Raw genomic sequence first — 12,961 nt, 5'->3', positions numbered from 1 at the left:
CTTCACGCCCAGTCTGATCAGCCCTTCCACACCGGTTCGGAAAGCCCGAGGTGGGAGCGGAGCGTGGTGCCCTTGTACTCCGTGCGGAACACCCCGCGCTCCTGGAGCAGCGGCACCACCCGGTCCACGAACTCGTCGAGTCCGGCCGGGGTGAGATGGGGTACGAGGATGAAACCGTCGGCGGCGTCGCGCTGCACGAACTCGTCGAGCTCGGCGGCGACCGTCTGCGGGGTCCCGATGAAGGACTGCCGGCCGCCCGCCTCGATCACGGTCTCCCGGATGGACAGCCCCTTCTCCTTCGACAGCGCCCGCCACTTCTCGGCGATCTCGCGGGTGTTCCCGCGCCGGGTCCGGCCCTGGGTGAGCGCCGGCTCGGCCACCGGGTCGATCTCGGGCAGCGGACCGTCCGGGTCGTACGCGGAGAGGTCGACGCCCCAGATCTGCTCCAGCGTGAGGATCGCGGTCTGCGGGGAGGTCTGCTGCCGGCGGATCTCGGCGGCCCGCTCCTGCGCCTCCGCGGCGGTGTCGCCGAGGACGACACTGACCCCGGGCATGATCTTCAGATCCTCGGCGGTACGGCCGTACTTCGCCAGGCGCCGCTTCACATCGGCGTAGAAGGCCTGACCGCCCTCCAGCGAGGTCTGCCGTGTGAAGACCACATCGGCCGTACCGGCGGCGAACTCCCGCCCCTCGTCGGAGTCCCCGGCCTGGATGACGACCGGATGCCCCTGCGGCGAGCGCGGCACGGTGAACTCGCCCGCGATGTCGAAGTGCCGCCCACGGTGGGCGAACGGCCGGGACAGCCCCTCCGGCGTCCACGCGTCCCACAACTCCCGTGCGGTGGCGACGAATTCGGCCGCCCTCGTGTACCGGTCGGCCCGGTCGAGGAACCCGCCGCGCCGGAAGTTCTCCCCGGTGAACGCGTCGGAGGAGGTCACCACGTTCCAGGCGGCCCGGCCGCCGCTGAGATGGTCCAACGTGGCGAGTCTGCGGGCGAGTTCGTAGGGCTCGTTGAAGGTCGCGTTGACGGTGGCGGCGAGCCCCAGCCGCTCCGTGACGGCGGCGAGCGCGTTGAGCACGGTGATCGACTCCGGGCGCCCGACGACGTCCAGGTCGTGGATCCGGCCCTTGTGCTCGCGCAGCCGCAGCCCCTCGGCGAGGAAGAAGAAGTCGAAAAGACCGCGTTCGGCCGTGCGGGCGAGGTGCTCGAAGGAGGAGAACTCGATCTGGGACCGCGAGCGCGGATCGGTCCAGACGGTGGCGTTGTTGACGCCCGGGAAGTGCGCCGCGAGACGGATCTGTTTGAGCGGTCGTTCGGTCATGACGCTTCCCCCGCGTACTGGTTGGCGGGCCGGGCCAGACCCAGGTGGTCCCGCAGCGTGCTGCCCGGGTAGAAGGTGCGGAACAGTCCGCGGTGCTGGAGCAGCGCCACCGTGCCGTTGACGAGCCGCTCCAGGTCACGGCGTGGCTCGGCGGGCGTGAGGTGGAAGCCGTCGACGGCGCCCTCCCCGTGCCAGGAGGTGATCAGGTCCGCGAGGTCGACGGGGCCGCCCCGGTACAGCGGGCCCTGCGCGGTCTGCCGGGGGCCGCCCCCGCCGTGGCCCGGCTCGGCCGCGTGCTCCCCGTCACCGAGGTCGACGACGAGGCTCGCGAGGATCCGCAGTTCGTCGGGCTTGCGTCCGAACCGCACCGCGGTGGCGCGCAGTTGATCCCGTACGGCACGGGCGTGCGCGGCGCTCACGGACCGTACGAGAGCCACGTCCGCGTACCGCGCGGCGGTCTCCCGGGCCTGCCCCTCGGAGGCGTCGACCACCCGGACCGGGTGGCCCTGCGGAGGGCGCGGCACGATCGAGGGGCCCCGCACCGAGAACCCCGTGCCCTCGAAGTCGACGTAGTGCAGCTTGTCCCGGTCGATGAAACGGCCCGTCGACTCGTCCCGGATCTCGGCGTCGTCCTCCCAGCTGTCCCACAACCTCGCGGCCACGTCGGCCACTTCACCGGCCTCCCGCCACAGCGCGTCGGCGGGGGCTGCGTGCCGGCGGCCGAAGAGACGGGCCTCGCCCTCGGTGGTCGACACGTCGAGCCGCCAGCCGGCCCGGCCCCGGCTGACCCAGTCGAGGGTCGCGACGGCCGCCTGGACGTGGAAGGGCTCGGTGTGGGTGGTCGTGACGGTCGGGACGAGACCGATCCGGCCGGTGGCCGGGGCCACCCGGGACAGGACGGCGAGCGCGTCGAGCCCGGGGCGGGCGAAGGTGTCGTCCAGCGTCACGAAGTCCAGGACACCGACTTCGGCGAGCCTCGCCAGCTCGACGTAGGAGCCGGCGTCGTAGACGGACTGTTGGTCGACAGCCGCAGAAAGATGCAGCATGGGTTCCCTTGCAATCGTAGGGACTTGGGACGCGCCCCTTCAGGGGCGCGAGGAACTGCGCGACCAGCCCCCACCGGCCCGCAGATTCGATGGCACTCGCAGCGGAGCGTTCACGCGCCCGGCGAGGGAGGCGAGGAAGTCCAGCGCCGCCCGTGCCGTCGCGTCGTTCTGCCGGAACGCCGGGCCGCCGGTGCGCGGCCGGGTGAAGGCGCCTGGGGTACGGCCGTCGGTGAAGGGGCCGAGCGCGAAGCGCCGGGGATGCGGCCGGCCGGCCCGGTCCAGGATCCGGCCGTCGCCGGGGTCCACCCGGAGCAGTCCGTCGGGGGTCTCGGCGGCCCCGTCCTCGTGCAGCTCGCGCAGCAGGGCGTCACGGGCCCGCCCGACCGTGGGCTCGGGCAGCCGCGCCTCGACCAGCGCGCGCGCCTCGACACCGAACCCGGGCAGTGTCGCGCTCGTGGCCCGGAAGACACCGTCCCGCGCGGCCACCGAGACGTCCGCGCCGAGAAACTTGACGACGCCCGCCCGCGAGAGCGCCTGGAGCTGCCGCAGCCGGGGTCCGGGCGGCCCCGAGGCCAGATAGCTGAAGAAGCCGTGCCACCAGGGTCCGGTGCCGCCGAGCCGGATCAACTGGCCGTAGACGGACAGCAGTCCGAGGAAGACCGACAGGTCCTGGCTGTACGCGGGGTCGTGCCGTCTGCTCAGATCCCGCTCGACATACCCCCGCAGCCCTTCCTGGAGCTCCTCGAACGACCCGTACCGCACCCCCTCCAGCGGCCGGTCCAGCGCGTCCAGGTCCAGCCGGTCGGCCGGGTCGGGCACGGCGGCCTCCACCAGGGCCCGGACATCCGCGGGGTCGCCGACCGCGTACTTCTCCTCGAAGTCGACCCAGGACATCGTGGTCCGCTCCCCGTGCACCGTGAACAGCCGGTGGTAGTGCGCGAACCCCAGCTCCTTCTCCACGAGCGGCCACACGTCCCGCCGGAAGTCGAACCCCGTCGGCCGGGCGAGCAGTTCGTCGACCTCGGCGGGTCCGAAGAACCGGGGCAGCGGCGGGCGTTCACCGGTCCAGTCGTAGCCGATCTTCGAGTGGTACGGCACTCCGCGCCGCGATCCGACGTACAGCACCGGCTCGCGTCCGGACGGCACATAGGTGTCGCCCTCGTACCGCCCGCCCCTGCCCTCCGTCAGCAGCACCATCAGGTCGACGAAGGCGAGCCCGAAGCCGCGGACGAGGACGTCCGAGCCGGGTGTGAGCGCGGACAGGTCGCTGTCGGCGGTGAAGTCGGGCGGGAGGTGGACGAGGTCGTGATCCGCCGCGTAGGCCGCCAACGCCCGTTGCTCGTCGTCGAGTTCGGCGTCGAGATGGCCGAGCGCGAGGACGACCAGGTCGGCGAGGAGCGGGCGCGGGCGGCCCTCCAGCCACACCTGCTGGCGGCCCTCGCGCGGTCCGCTGACCCGCAGGGCGCGCCGCGGATGGTGGTGCACCCGTACCGACGGGGGCAGCGCGGCCACCGCCTGCTCGTGCACCCAGCGCAGATAGCCGCCCTGGAGCTGCCGGTCCGCGAAGGTGGTGCCGTCGATGCCGGCCCATTCGTGCAGCGTGGGTCCCGGGCGCACCGGTCCGGCCATGTCCACCGTCTCGTCGGTGAACATCGTGACGTCCTCGGCGTGCGAGTTCATCCACAGCAGCGGCGACTGCGCCTGTCGCCAGATGCGCCCGGCACCCGGCGCGTGCGGGTCCACGAGATGGATGTCGAGGCCCGAACCGTCGTACAGCTCGGGCGCGTTGGCGGCGATCCGCTCGATGAGACCGGTCCCCCGCGGCCCGGCCCCGACGATCACGAGCGAGGGTCGGCGCAGGGGGGCGGAGGCTTGGGCGTGGGTGTCGGAGGGCATGCGAAGGCTCCGTGACAGCGAGTCGTGAGAACTCGGGCGGGTGCCTTCACACAAGCGCGCCGCGCGGCGCGGGTGCGGCCGAGCCCCTCAGCAGGGCCGCCCCTTGAGACTACGGGGGCGTTTCCCCTCACTGTCAAGGCTGTCCATACTGTGAGCCGTACGTCTCAAGTCGGTTGACGCACAACCGGATGCCTGTTCCACTTACCCCATGCATCCGCAGCAGTGGCTGGTCAAGCGCTCCCACATCGACCTCGGTCGCGTGTGGTCCTGTTCCTGTTGAGCTGACCCCCTGCGCGCCCTGATTCCCGGGCGTCCTTTCGCGTTCTCCTCCTTCGCCTTCACACGCGCCCTCCCCTCATTCAGCGCATCTCGCTCTCAGCAGCTGCACCCGCAGTCGCACCCGTCGCACCCGCAGTCACACCCGTCCCCGCAGCAGCTGCAACACTCACAGCAATCGCAGCAGTCACCGCAATCGGCCTGATTGCACAGCCCTTCCCGCCGCTGCCGGCTCCACGGGTCCTCGAACTCCCCGCAGCACATCTGGCACGTACAGGCCAGCCCCATCCACACCGCACACCCCGCGAGCAGCCCACGCCGGTCCCGGCGAGGCGGCTCCGGGGGCGGCGGAACACCCGGACCGCCCGGACCGGGAGGCGCGTAAGGGTGGGAGAGCTCGGCCGCATGCCCGCAGGACGACGAGCCGAAGGCCCGGTCCACAGAGGTCCGCAGCTCATGCACCAGCAGCACATGCGCCAGCTTCTGGTCACCGCTGTGCTTTTCCGGGGAGACCCCGGCCCCCCAGGCGGCCTCCCGCAGCGCGAGCCGTATCCCGTGCACGGCGTCGTCCGCGAGCCGCCGCGCCTCCGCCAGGGACGTCCCGGTGGCCGTGAGCGGGTTCCACGCCCCCGACGCGGCGTCGGCCTCCCGGTCCTCCACGGCGTCCAGCAGATGTGCGAGCCGCCCGAAGAGCCGCCCCGCCTCGGCGAGCGGTTCGGCGTTGCCCGGCCGCCCGGCGAGGACCGCGGTGTGGGCGAAGGCGGCCGCGGTGGCCGTCTCGGTCGGTTCGGTGACGGTCAGGATCGGCGTCCCGGGCCCGGCCAGCGTCTCGATGCCCAGCTGCCGGTCCACCGCGTCGACGAGCACGGCGGTGTCGAACCCGACCGCGGATCCGCTGCGGGCCCCCGCCGCACCCCAGCTCGACGCGACCCGGCGGGCGGCGAGCGCCACCGGCCTGCGGGCCAGCAGCCCGTCCCCGTCGGCGACATGGTCACGGACCTTGGCGGCGGCGAGCACCAGCGAGACGGCGGCCGAGAGCCGGGCGCCCTCGCCGTCGGCGACGGAGGCGGTGCGCATTCCGCGCAACGGGCAGGGGCCGGCCGTACGACGCCCCGAAGCCCCCCGATCGGTCTGAGCATCCGTCAGAACCGATATCAGCAAGCCGTCGTAGTTGGTGACGATGCGTGCGAACTGCCCGTGATCCTTGCGCAGCGCGAGACACAGCCCGCACAAATGCGCCATCCACTGGGTCTTGAGACTTTCACCGAGCCGATGGCGGCAGGGCCTGACGATTCCGAACACGACGATCCCCCGTGGTCAGTGCGATGTTGAGCGGCGGCATCGTATCGGCCCGGTCGTTCACCCGTACGCCCCGCCCATCACCCATACGCCGCGAAGAATCATATTTCACTCACAGTCAGCAGCCGTATGGGGAACGGCCCTTGTGAATCCCGGGCTCTCGACGAATGCGCTGTGCACCAGTACCGTCACAAACCCCCCGCGCGGCGTCTATCCACATGGCGCGTCATCCGCATCATGGATGACCATAGGGATACGTAAAGCGAGAAAGACCGCTGTGAGAGGAGGCGTCCATGGGATCGGTGCGCAAGGCGAGTGCCTGGCTGGGCCTCGTTGACGACAACGATGACGAGCGTTACTACGACGACGACGGCTACTCCGAAGGAACCGAGCCCGGGGATGCCTGGGTCACCGACCCGCGGGTCAAGGTGGCCTCGGACGTCGCCGAGGAGAAGGGCCGTCGCATCGGCACGGTCACTCCGGACAGCTTCCGGGACGCGCGCGCCATCGGCGAGCTCTTCCGGGACGGGGTGCCCGTCATCATGAACCTCACCGCCATGGAGGCGGGCGACGCCAAGCGGGTCGTCGACTTCGCGGCCGGCCTGATCTTCGGGCTGCGCGGTTCGATCGAGCGCGTGTCCACACGCGTGTTCCTGCTGACCCCCGCCAACACGGAGATCGTGAACGGCGACCCGGCCGCGCACCGCACGGACGGCTTCTTCAACCAGAGCTGAGGCAGGGCCGCTCACCGGCCCTGCCCCCGCGCAGGGTTCACCGAAAGGCTTCGACGGAGAGGCTTACCGGAACGCGTCGAGCCCGGTGAGCGCCTTGCCCAGTACCAGCTGATGCATCTCGACGGTGCCCTCGTAGGTGAGCACCGATTCCAGGTTGGTCGCGTGCCGCATGACGGGGTATTCGAGGGAGATCCCGTTGGCACCGAGGATGGTGCGCGACGTACGACAGATCTCGATCGCCTCCCGTACGTTGTTCAGCTTGCCGAAGCTGACCTGCTCGGGACGCAGGCGCCCGGCGTCCATCCGCCGCCCCAGATGGTGGGCGAGCAGAATCCCCTTGTGCAGTTCGACCGCCATGTCGGCGAGCTTGGCCTGGGTGAGCTGGAAGCCGCCGATGGGCCGCCCGAACTGCTCCCGCGACTTCGCGTAGTCGACGGCCGCCTCGAAGCAGGACCGCGCCGCCCCCATCGCACCCCAGACGATGCCGTAGCGGGCGTGCGACAGACAGCTGAGCGGACCCTTGAGCCCGACGACCTCCGGCAGTACCGCGTCCGCGGGCAACCGCACGTCGTCGAGGACGAGTTCGCTGGTGACGGAGGCGCGCAGCGACCACTTGTGCTTGATCTCCGGCGCCGAGAAGCCGGCCGCCTCGGTCGGTACGACGAACCCGCGGATCCCCTCGTCGGTCTGCGCCCACACGACGGCGACCCCGGCGACGGACCCGTTGGTGATCCACATCTTGCGCCCGTTGAGGACCCAGTCCGTGCCGTCCTTCTTGGCGTAGGTCCGCATCGCCGCGGGGTCTGACCCGTGGTCGGGCTCGGTCAGTCCGAAGCACCCGATGATCTCGCCGGCGGCCATCCGCGGCAGCCAGGTCCGCTTCTGCTCCTCGCTGCCGAACCGGTGGATCGCGTACATGGCGAGCGAGCCCTGCACGGAGACGAGGGAGCGGATCCCGGAGTCGGCGGCCTCCAGCTCAAGGCAGGCGAGTCCGTACTGCACGGCACTGGCCCCTGCGCACCCGTATCCGTCGAGCGACATGCCGAGCGCCCCGATCCCGCCGAGCTCACGGGCGAGTTCACGGATGCCGGGCAGCTCGCCGCTCTCGTACCACTCGGCGACGTAGGGCAGCACCCGGTCCGCCGCCCACGACCGCACGGTGTCCCGGATGGCGAGGTCCTCCGGGTCCAGCAGGTCGTCGAGGCCGAGCGGGTCGGCCGGATCGAACGGGGGCAGCTTCGCGGACGCGGACATGGGGCACCCTCCGGCGACTCGATAACGCGACTCGTCAATGCGACTCGACAATGCGAGTCGACAACGCGACTGAAAACTAGCAGCGCTAGTTACGGCTCTCCGGCCGACGTTACGGGTGCAGTGTCGCGCACGTCCAGTACCTCAGGCGGAGACGCGGGCCTCGGCGACTTCGCGGGGCGCGGGCACCTCGACCGACACCGCCTCGCACTGCATGGTCCGCGGCAGCCGCAGCGCCATCACCGCGCCGAGCAGCAGCAGGCCCGCGCTGACCAGCAGCGTGACATGGAGCCCGTGGACGAAGCAGTCCCGCGCGGTCCGGCGCAGGGTCTCCCCGGCCGCCCCGCCGAGCCGCCCGGCGATCTCGTACGCCTCGCCCAGGGAGTGCCCCGCCGCGGCCGAGTCGGACGCCGGAACGCCCCGCACCGACGAGAGTCCGGGCGCGTACGCCGCGTTCATCACACTGCCGAGCAGGGCGATACCGATGCCCGCGCCCAGCTGGTACGAGGTCTCACCGATCGCCGCGGCCCCGCCCGCCTGCTCCGGCGGTGCCTCGCTCAGCATCGACTCGTACGCCCCGAAGAGCGTGGTCTCCAGGCCGAAGCCCAGCAGGACGAAGCCGAAGAGCAGCAGCGGCGCATTGTCCTCGCCGCCCATCGCCATGAGCGTCAGTACGGCGACCGCCGTCAGGACGAAGCCGAAGCAGACCATCCGGCGCGGTCCGAAGCGCCGCAGCATCCGGGCGCCGGCGAGTCCGGAGGCCATCGCCGCGATGGTCAGGGGCAGCAGCCGCAGCCCGGTCTCCAGCGGGGAGAGCTCCAGCACCAGTTGCAGATACTGCGCCGCGATCAGCTCCAGGCCCACCAGCGCGAGCATGGCCAGCACGATGCAGCCGACGGAGGTGCTGAAGGCGGGGCGCGAGAACATCCGCAGGTCGACGAGCGGATGGGCACGGCGCCTCTGCCGTCGTACGAAAAACACCAGCAGCGCGGCGCCCACGACCAGCGGCAGCGCCGTGATCCCGTCGAACTCCCCGCTGCCCAGCCTCTTCACGCCGAGAACCAGGCCGAACAGTCCGGCCGCGGCCATCAGCGCGCCGACCACGTCCCAGGGGCCGTCGACGGTGCCCTTCGACTCGGGCAGCAGGAGGCGGCCCACCGGCAGGCTGACCAGCATCAGCGGGATGTTGACGAGGAAGACCGAGCCCCACCAGAAGTGTTCGAGGAGGAAGCCGCCGAGCAGCGGTCCGACCGCGGCGCCCACGGCCGCCACCGCGCTCCAGATGCCGATGGCGAGGGCGCGTTCACGCCGGTCGGGGAAGACCTGGCGGAGGATCGAGAGCGTGGCGGGCATGATCATCGCGCCGCCGACGCCGAGCAGGGCCCGCGCCACGATCAGCACCTGGGCGTTGTCCGCGAGGGCGGCCATGCCGGAGGCGACACCGAACAGGGCGTAGCCGAGGAGAAGGACCCGTCTGCGGCCGACGCGGTCGCCGAGCGTGCCGAACAGGATCAGCAGCGAGGCGCAGACGAGGGGGTAGACATCGACGATCCAGAGCAGTTCTATCGCGCCGGGCTTGAGGTCCTCGGTGACGGCGGGGACCGCCACGTGCAGCACGGTCGCGTCGACCGCGACCAGCAGCAGGCTCACACAGAGGACGACGAGGACGACCCAGCGGTTGGCACCGGCCCCGGCCGCCCGACGGCGCAGCGCAGCGGCGGCCGTGGTCGTCCCGGACATGTACGTACCTCCCAGATGTTCCCTCGCGGTCGGCGGGCACACGGGGTGGGGACTCCCCGTGATCTCGGCCGGAGAGGAGCGGTGATCTCCGGCCCGCGCAACGAAGGCGAGTGACACGTCAGCGTACGCGAGTTCACCCGTCGGCCAAGTGGTGGACCTCTCACACTCCGCGAAGAACACGTGTGGCGTACGCCACTCCCCCTCCCCTTACCTCCACGCCCCGGTGGGCGGATCGGTTCGGCGCGCGGTCGATAATCGGACCCGTGACCGATCTTGAGACGCGCGCGACTCCGGTGCCGAGCGCCCTGCGCCGCGCGGCCCCGGCCCTTCTCGGGTACGCGGCCGTCCGCGCCCTGGGCCTGCTCACCCTGGCCCTGTGGAGCGCCGCACGCGACAAGAGCGCGTACACGCTGCTGACGGCCCGCTGGGACTCGCTCTGGTACACGCGGGTCGCCGAGCTGGGATACGGCTACGAGGTGCGGCTGCCCAACGGGGACGTCCACTCGAACCTGGCCTTCTTCCCGCTGCTGCCGTGGCTGGAGCGGGGCATCGCGGCGGTGACGCCCCTGTCCCACGCCGACGCGGGCTTCGCCGTCAGCCTGCTCGCCTCACTGGCGGCGGCCTGGGGCGTCTTCGCGGTGGCCGACCATGTGTACGGCCGCAGGGCCGGGGTCTGCGCGGTGCTGGTCTGGGCGGTGCTGCCGGTCGGGATCGTGCAGTCGATGGCGTACAGCGAGTCCCTGTTCACGGCCCTCGCCGCGTGGTCGCTGTACGCGGTCCTGACGGGCCGCTGGGTGACGGCGGGCGTCCTGGCGTCCCTGGCGGGTCTGACCCGGCCGGTGGGACTCGCGGTGGTCGCGGCGGTGTGGGTGGCGGGAATCGTCGCGTTCCGGCGGGACCGGGCCGCCGCGGGTGATCCCTCGTCCAAGCGGGAGCGCAGCGTGGCGCGGACGGGTGGCGCGAGCGCCGGCGAACATGCCCCCGACCGGCGCGATCCCGCTCCCCACGGCGCCCACCCCCTCACCCGCGCCCTCGCCCTGCTCATCGCCCCCCTCGGCGCCGCCGCCTACGTCCTCTGGGTCGGCCATCGCACCGGCAAGGGCCCCCTCGGGTATCTCGACGTCCAGGCCGGGTGGCGCAACGGGTTCGACGGGGGCTACGCCTTCGCGCGGTTCGTCGGTGAGAAGTTCATGTCGTTCCCGTCGGCGCTCGCCGGGGTGGGGCTGATCGTCGGTGTCGGGCTGGTGGTGTGGCTGTACGTCGTCGGCGTACGGCAGCGCCAGCCGCTGCCGCTTCTGGTGTACGCGGGTCTCGTCACCGCGCTCGCCCTGTGCGCGTCGAGCTACTTCGGCTCGAAACCGCGCCTGCTGATGCCCGCCTTCCCCCTTCTGTTCCCCCTCGCGCTGGCCCTCGCCAGGCTGCGGACGTCGAGGTCCGCGCTGGTGGTGGGCGGTATTGCCGTCGCATCGGCCGTGTACGGGGCGTTCTGGCTGAACGGCTCAGGACCGCCATGATCGACTCGCGGGCCCCGATGAGCACCGGGAGAATTCCGCCCCATGATTCGGTGAACGAATTCATAAGCGGCAATAAACCGGAACCCGGAATGATCAAAGGAATTGAAGGGGGTGACCGGGCCGGATAGTGGATTCCTCGGAAATAAACCTCTCCCTGAGAGGAATCCCACATCACATCGTCATCACAAAGCCGTGGATTCGACGGGCATCGGACCTCACTCGCTGTAACGTCGATTGAGTGCGTACCGAACGAAACCTCACCCGTCTGGACCGGGTGTTCGCGAGGCTGGACCGTGAGCCGGAACGACCGGCCCACATCGACGTGCCCAGGATGTCCCGGCACCGGGTGGCGCTGATCGCCGGAGGCCTCGCCTTCTACCTGGCGATCGTGTGGCTCGTGGTCGACACATCGTGGCTGGTCCGCCTGGACTGGCAGGTCATGTTCTTCCGGCCGTACCAGCAGTGGGCGGAGATCCACTGGTTCGTGGACTACTACGTGGTGCTCGGCCAGCGCGGCCCCACCGCGGTGATGGTCGCGGCCTGGCTGGGCTGGCGCTCCTGGCGCCAGCACACCCTGCGCCCGCTGCTCACCCTGGGCGCCGTGCTGCTCCTGCTGAACATCACCGTGGGCGCCGCCAAGCTCGGCATGGGCCGGCTCGGCCCGCACTACGCGACCACCATCGGCGCCAACGAGATGGGTCTGGGCGGCGATATATTTCCCAGCGGCCACACCGCGAACGCCGTGGTGACCTGGGGCATCCTGGCCTATCTGGCCTCCACCCCGAGAGCCCGCAGATGGCTGTCCGCCCTCTCCGCGGTGACCTCGCTCGGCGTCGGCCTCGCCACCGTCTACCTCGGTACGCACTGGCTGAGCGACGTCCTTCTCGGCTGGGTCGCGGGACTGCTGGTGCTGCTGGCGCTGCCGTGGTGCGAGCCGCTGATCGCCCGCACCGAGACCGCCATCTTCGACCTGCGCGACCGCTGGCGGGCCCGCCGCAGCGCACCGGCGGCCGTCAAGCCGGTCGAGGTCCCGATGCCGCTCAAGCCGCGCACCCCCGCCACCCAGAGCGAGCCCGCGGCCCGTTCGAGCCGCGCGCCCGTCCATCTGGCACCGGGCCCGCACTCGGCCCGCTCGGAGCGCACCCCGATCACCCCGGCCGGCCCTCGCCGGCCGCCCCAGCCGGACCGCGTCGCACGCGGCACGACCTCGGCGGCCCGCCCCCTGACAGGCGGCTAGCCGGCGGACAGCGGGGCCGGTACGCACACACCCACCCCGCAACGACGGCCCCGGTTCCCTCACAGGAGCCGGGGCCGTCGTCGTTCTGCGGGGATGTGTGTCAGCCCTTCCAGGCGCGGGCCACGCGGCCGTCCTTCACCTCGAAGTTCAGCCGTCCCACGCGGTACTCCATCGTGATGATCGCCCCCGGTGGCAGCGAGCGCACGCTCGACCAGCCCTTCTCGCGGGCGAGCCGCTCAGCCCTGGCGGACTCCAGACCGACGTACGCGTCGGGGCTGTCGTGGGGTTCGGCGGGTGGTGTCGGTATCGGTGCCATACGGCCACGCTAGGCCCTCTTCGCGGGGTGGGGCCAGGAATCAGGACACTGTGGGTCACTGATCCCCCTCCGGTCACGCTTCTGTCACAGGATGCCGACAGGCGTTTCTCGCAATCCCTGTCACACGTACGGGCGGTTCCGTAGGCCTTCCGCGCGCAATCGAACGTAATTCCCGCGTGTCGCATCGGCTTGTCGAATAACCGGACGGAAAGTGCCGGAAGACGTGCCGTCGGAGCCTTTCCATTCCGATTCGGTGTGGGGTCGCGCAAGCTGACACGGCGTAGGAAAAACACGGATCCGACACAGAACCCCCGTACGCCCCCTGTCGCC

Annotated in this window: 10 protein-coding genes; 3 read left to right on the top strand and 7 right to left on the bottom strand. The window is 71.2% G+C overall.

Annotation, left to right across the window (positions count from 1 at the left end):
- Positions 1-17: 17 nt before the first annotated feature.
- From ACFY0U_RS28285 to ACFY0U_RS28270, 4 genes are all read right to left on the bottom strand, one after another.
- On the bottom strand, positions 18-1,322 hold the full coding sequence (locus ACFY0U_RS28285; protein WP_388640453.1) for an NtaA/DmoA family FMN-dependent monooxygenase: 1,305 nt from the start codon (positions 1,320-1,322) through the stop codon (positions 18-20).
- The gene (locus ACFY0U_RS28280; protein WP_388640450.1) at positions 1,319-2,368 is read right to left on the bottom strand and encodes an LLM class flavin-dependent oxidoreductase; all 1,050 of its coding nucleotides are present in this window, start codon (positions 2,366-2,368) and stop codon (positions 1,319-1,321) included. The genes ACFY0U_RS28285 and ACFY0U_RS28280 overlap by 4 nt, the downstream gene beginning before the upstream one ends.
- A 39-nt stretch (positions 2,369-2,407) precedes the next feature.
- Complete coding sequence (locus ACFY0U_RS28275) at positions 2,408-4,264, bottom strand: FAD/NAD(P)-binding protein (protein WP_388640448.1); 1,857 nt, start codon at positions 4,262-4,264, stop codon at positions 2,408-2,410.
- Between the two features lie 375 nt (positions 4,265-4,639).
- Positions 4,640-5,842 (bottom strand): DUF5685 family protein, encoded by a 1,203-nt coding sequence (locus tag ACFY0U_RS28270; protein ID WP_388640446.1) that lies wholly within the window; start codon positions 5,840-5,842, stop codon positions 4,640-4,642.
- A gap of 290 nt (positions 5,843-6,132) precedes the next feature.
- Between ACFY0U_RS28270 and ACFY0U_RS28265 the strand changes: the two genes are divergently transcribed.
- Positions 6,133-6,573: a cell division protein SepF gene (locus ACFY0U_RS28265; protein ID WP_037715589.1), complete on the top strand. Its 441-nt coding sequence runs from the start codon at positions 6,133-6,135 to the stop codon at positions 6,571-6,573.
- Positions 6,574-6,636: 63 nt separating this feature from the next.
- Here ACFY0U_RS28265 and ACFY0U_RS28260 read toward each other — a convergent pair whose 3' ends face one another.
- Positions 6,637-7,827, bottom strand: a complete 1,191-nt coding sequence (locus ACFY0U_RS28260; RefSeq protein ID WP_388640444.1) for an acyl-CoA dehydrogenase family protein — start codon at positions 7,825-7,827, stop codon at positions 6,637-6,639.
- 141 nt (positions 7,828-7,968) lie between these two features.
- Positions 7,969-9,564, bottom strand: coding sequence for an MFS transporter (locus tag ACFY0U_RS28255; RefSeq protein ID WP_388640441.1), 1,596 nt, complete (start codon positions 9,562-9,564; stop codon positions 7,969-7,971).
- Between the two features lie 263 nt (positions 9,565-9,827).
- Between ACFY0U_RS28255 and ACFY0U_RS28250 the strand changes: the two genes are divergently transcribed.
- Both ACFY0U_RS28250 and ACFY0U_RS28245 read left to right on the top strand, forming a co-directional pair.
- A complete protein-coding gene (locus ACFY0U_RS28250) occupies positions 9,828-11,078 on the top strand; it encodes a mannosyltransferase family protein (RefSeq protein ID WP_388640438.1) in 1,251 nt (416 codons plus the stop codon).
- 238 nt (positions 11,079-11,316) lie between these two features.
- Complete coding sequence (locus tag ACFY0U_RS28245) at positions 11,317-12,315, top strand: phosphatase PAP2 family protein (RefSeq protein WP_388640436.1); 999 nt, start codon at positions 11,317-11,319, stop codon at positions 12,313-12,315.
- A 100-nt stretch (positions 12,316-12,415) separates the two neighbouring features.
- On the opposite strand, the gene ACFY0U_RS28240 is transcribed toward ACFY0U_RS28245, so the two are convergent.
- The gene (locus tag ACFY0U_RS28240; protein WP_388640433.1) at positions 12,416-12,631 is read right to left on the bottom strand and encodes an I78 family peptidase inhibitor; all 216 of its coding nucleotides are present in this window, start codon (positions 12,629-12,631) and stop codon (positions 12,416-12,418) included.
- Between the last annotated feature and the right edge of the window lie 330 nt (positions 12,632-12,961).

Source organism: Streptomyces sp. NPDC001536 (assembly GCF_042894505.1).
Lineage (GTDB): Bacteria > Actinomycetota > Actinomycetes > Streptomycetales > Streptomycetaceae > Streptomyces.
Note: the sequence above shows the minus strand (reverse complement) of the source record. Positions and strands in the feature narration are given on the sequence as shown.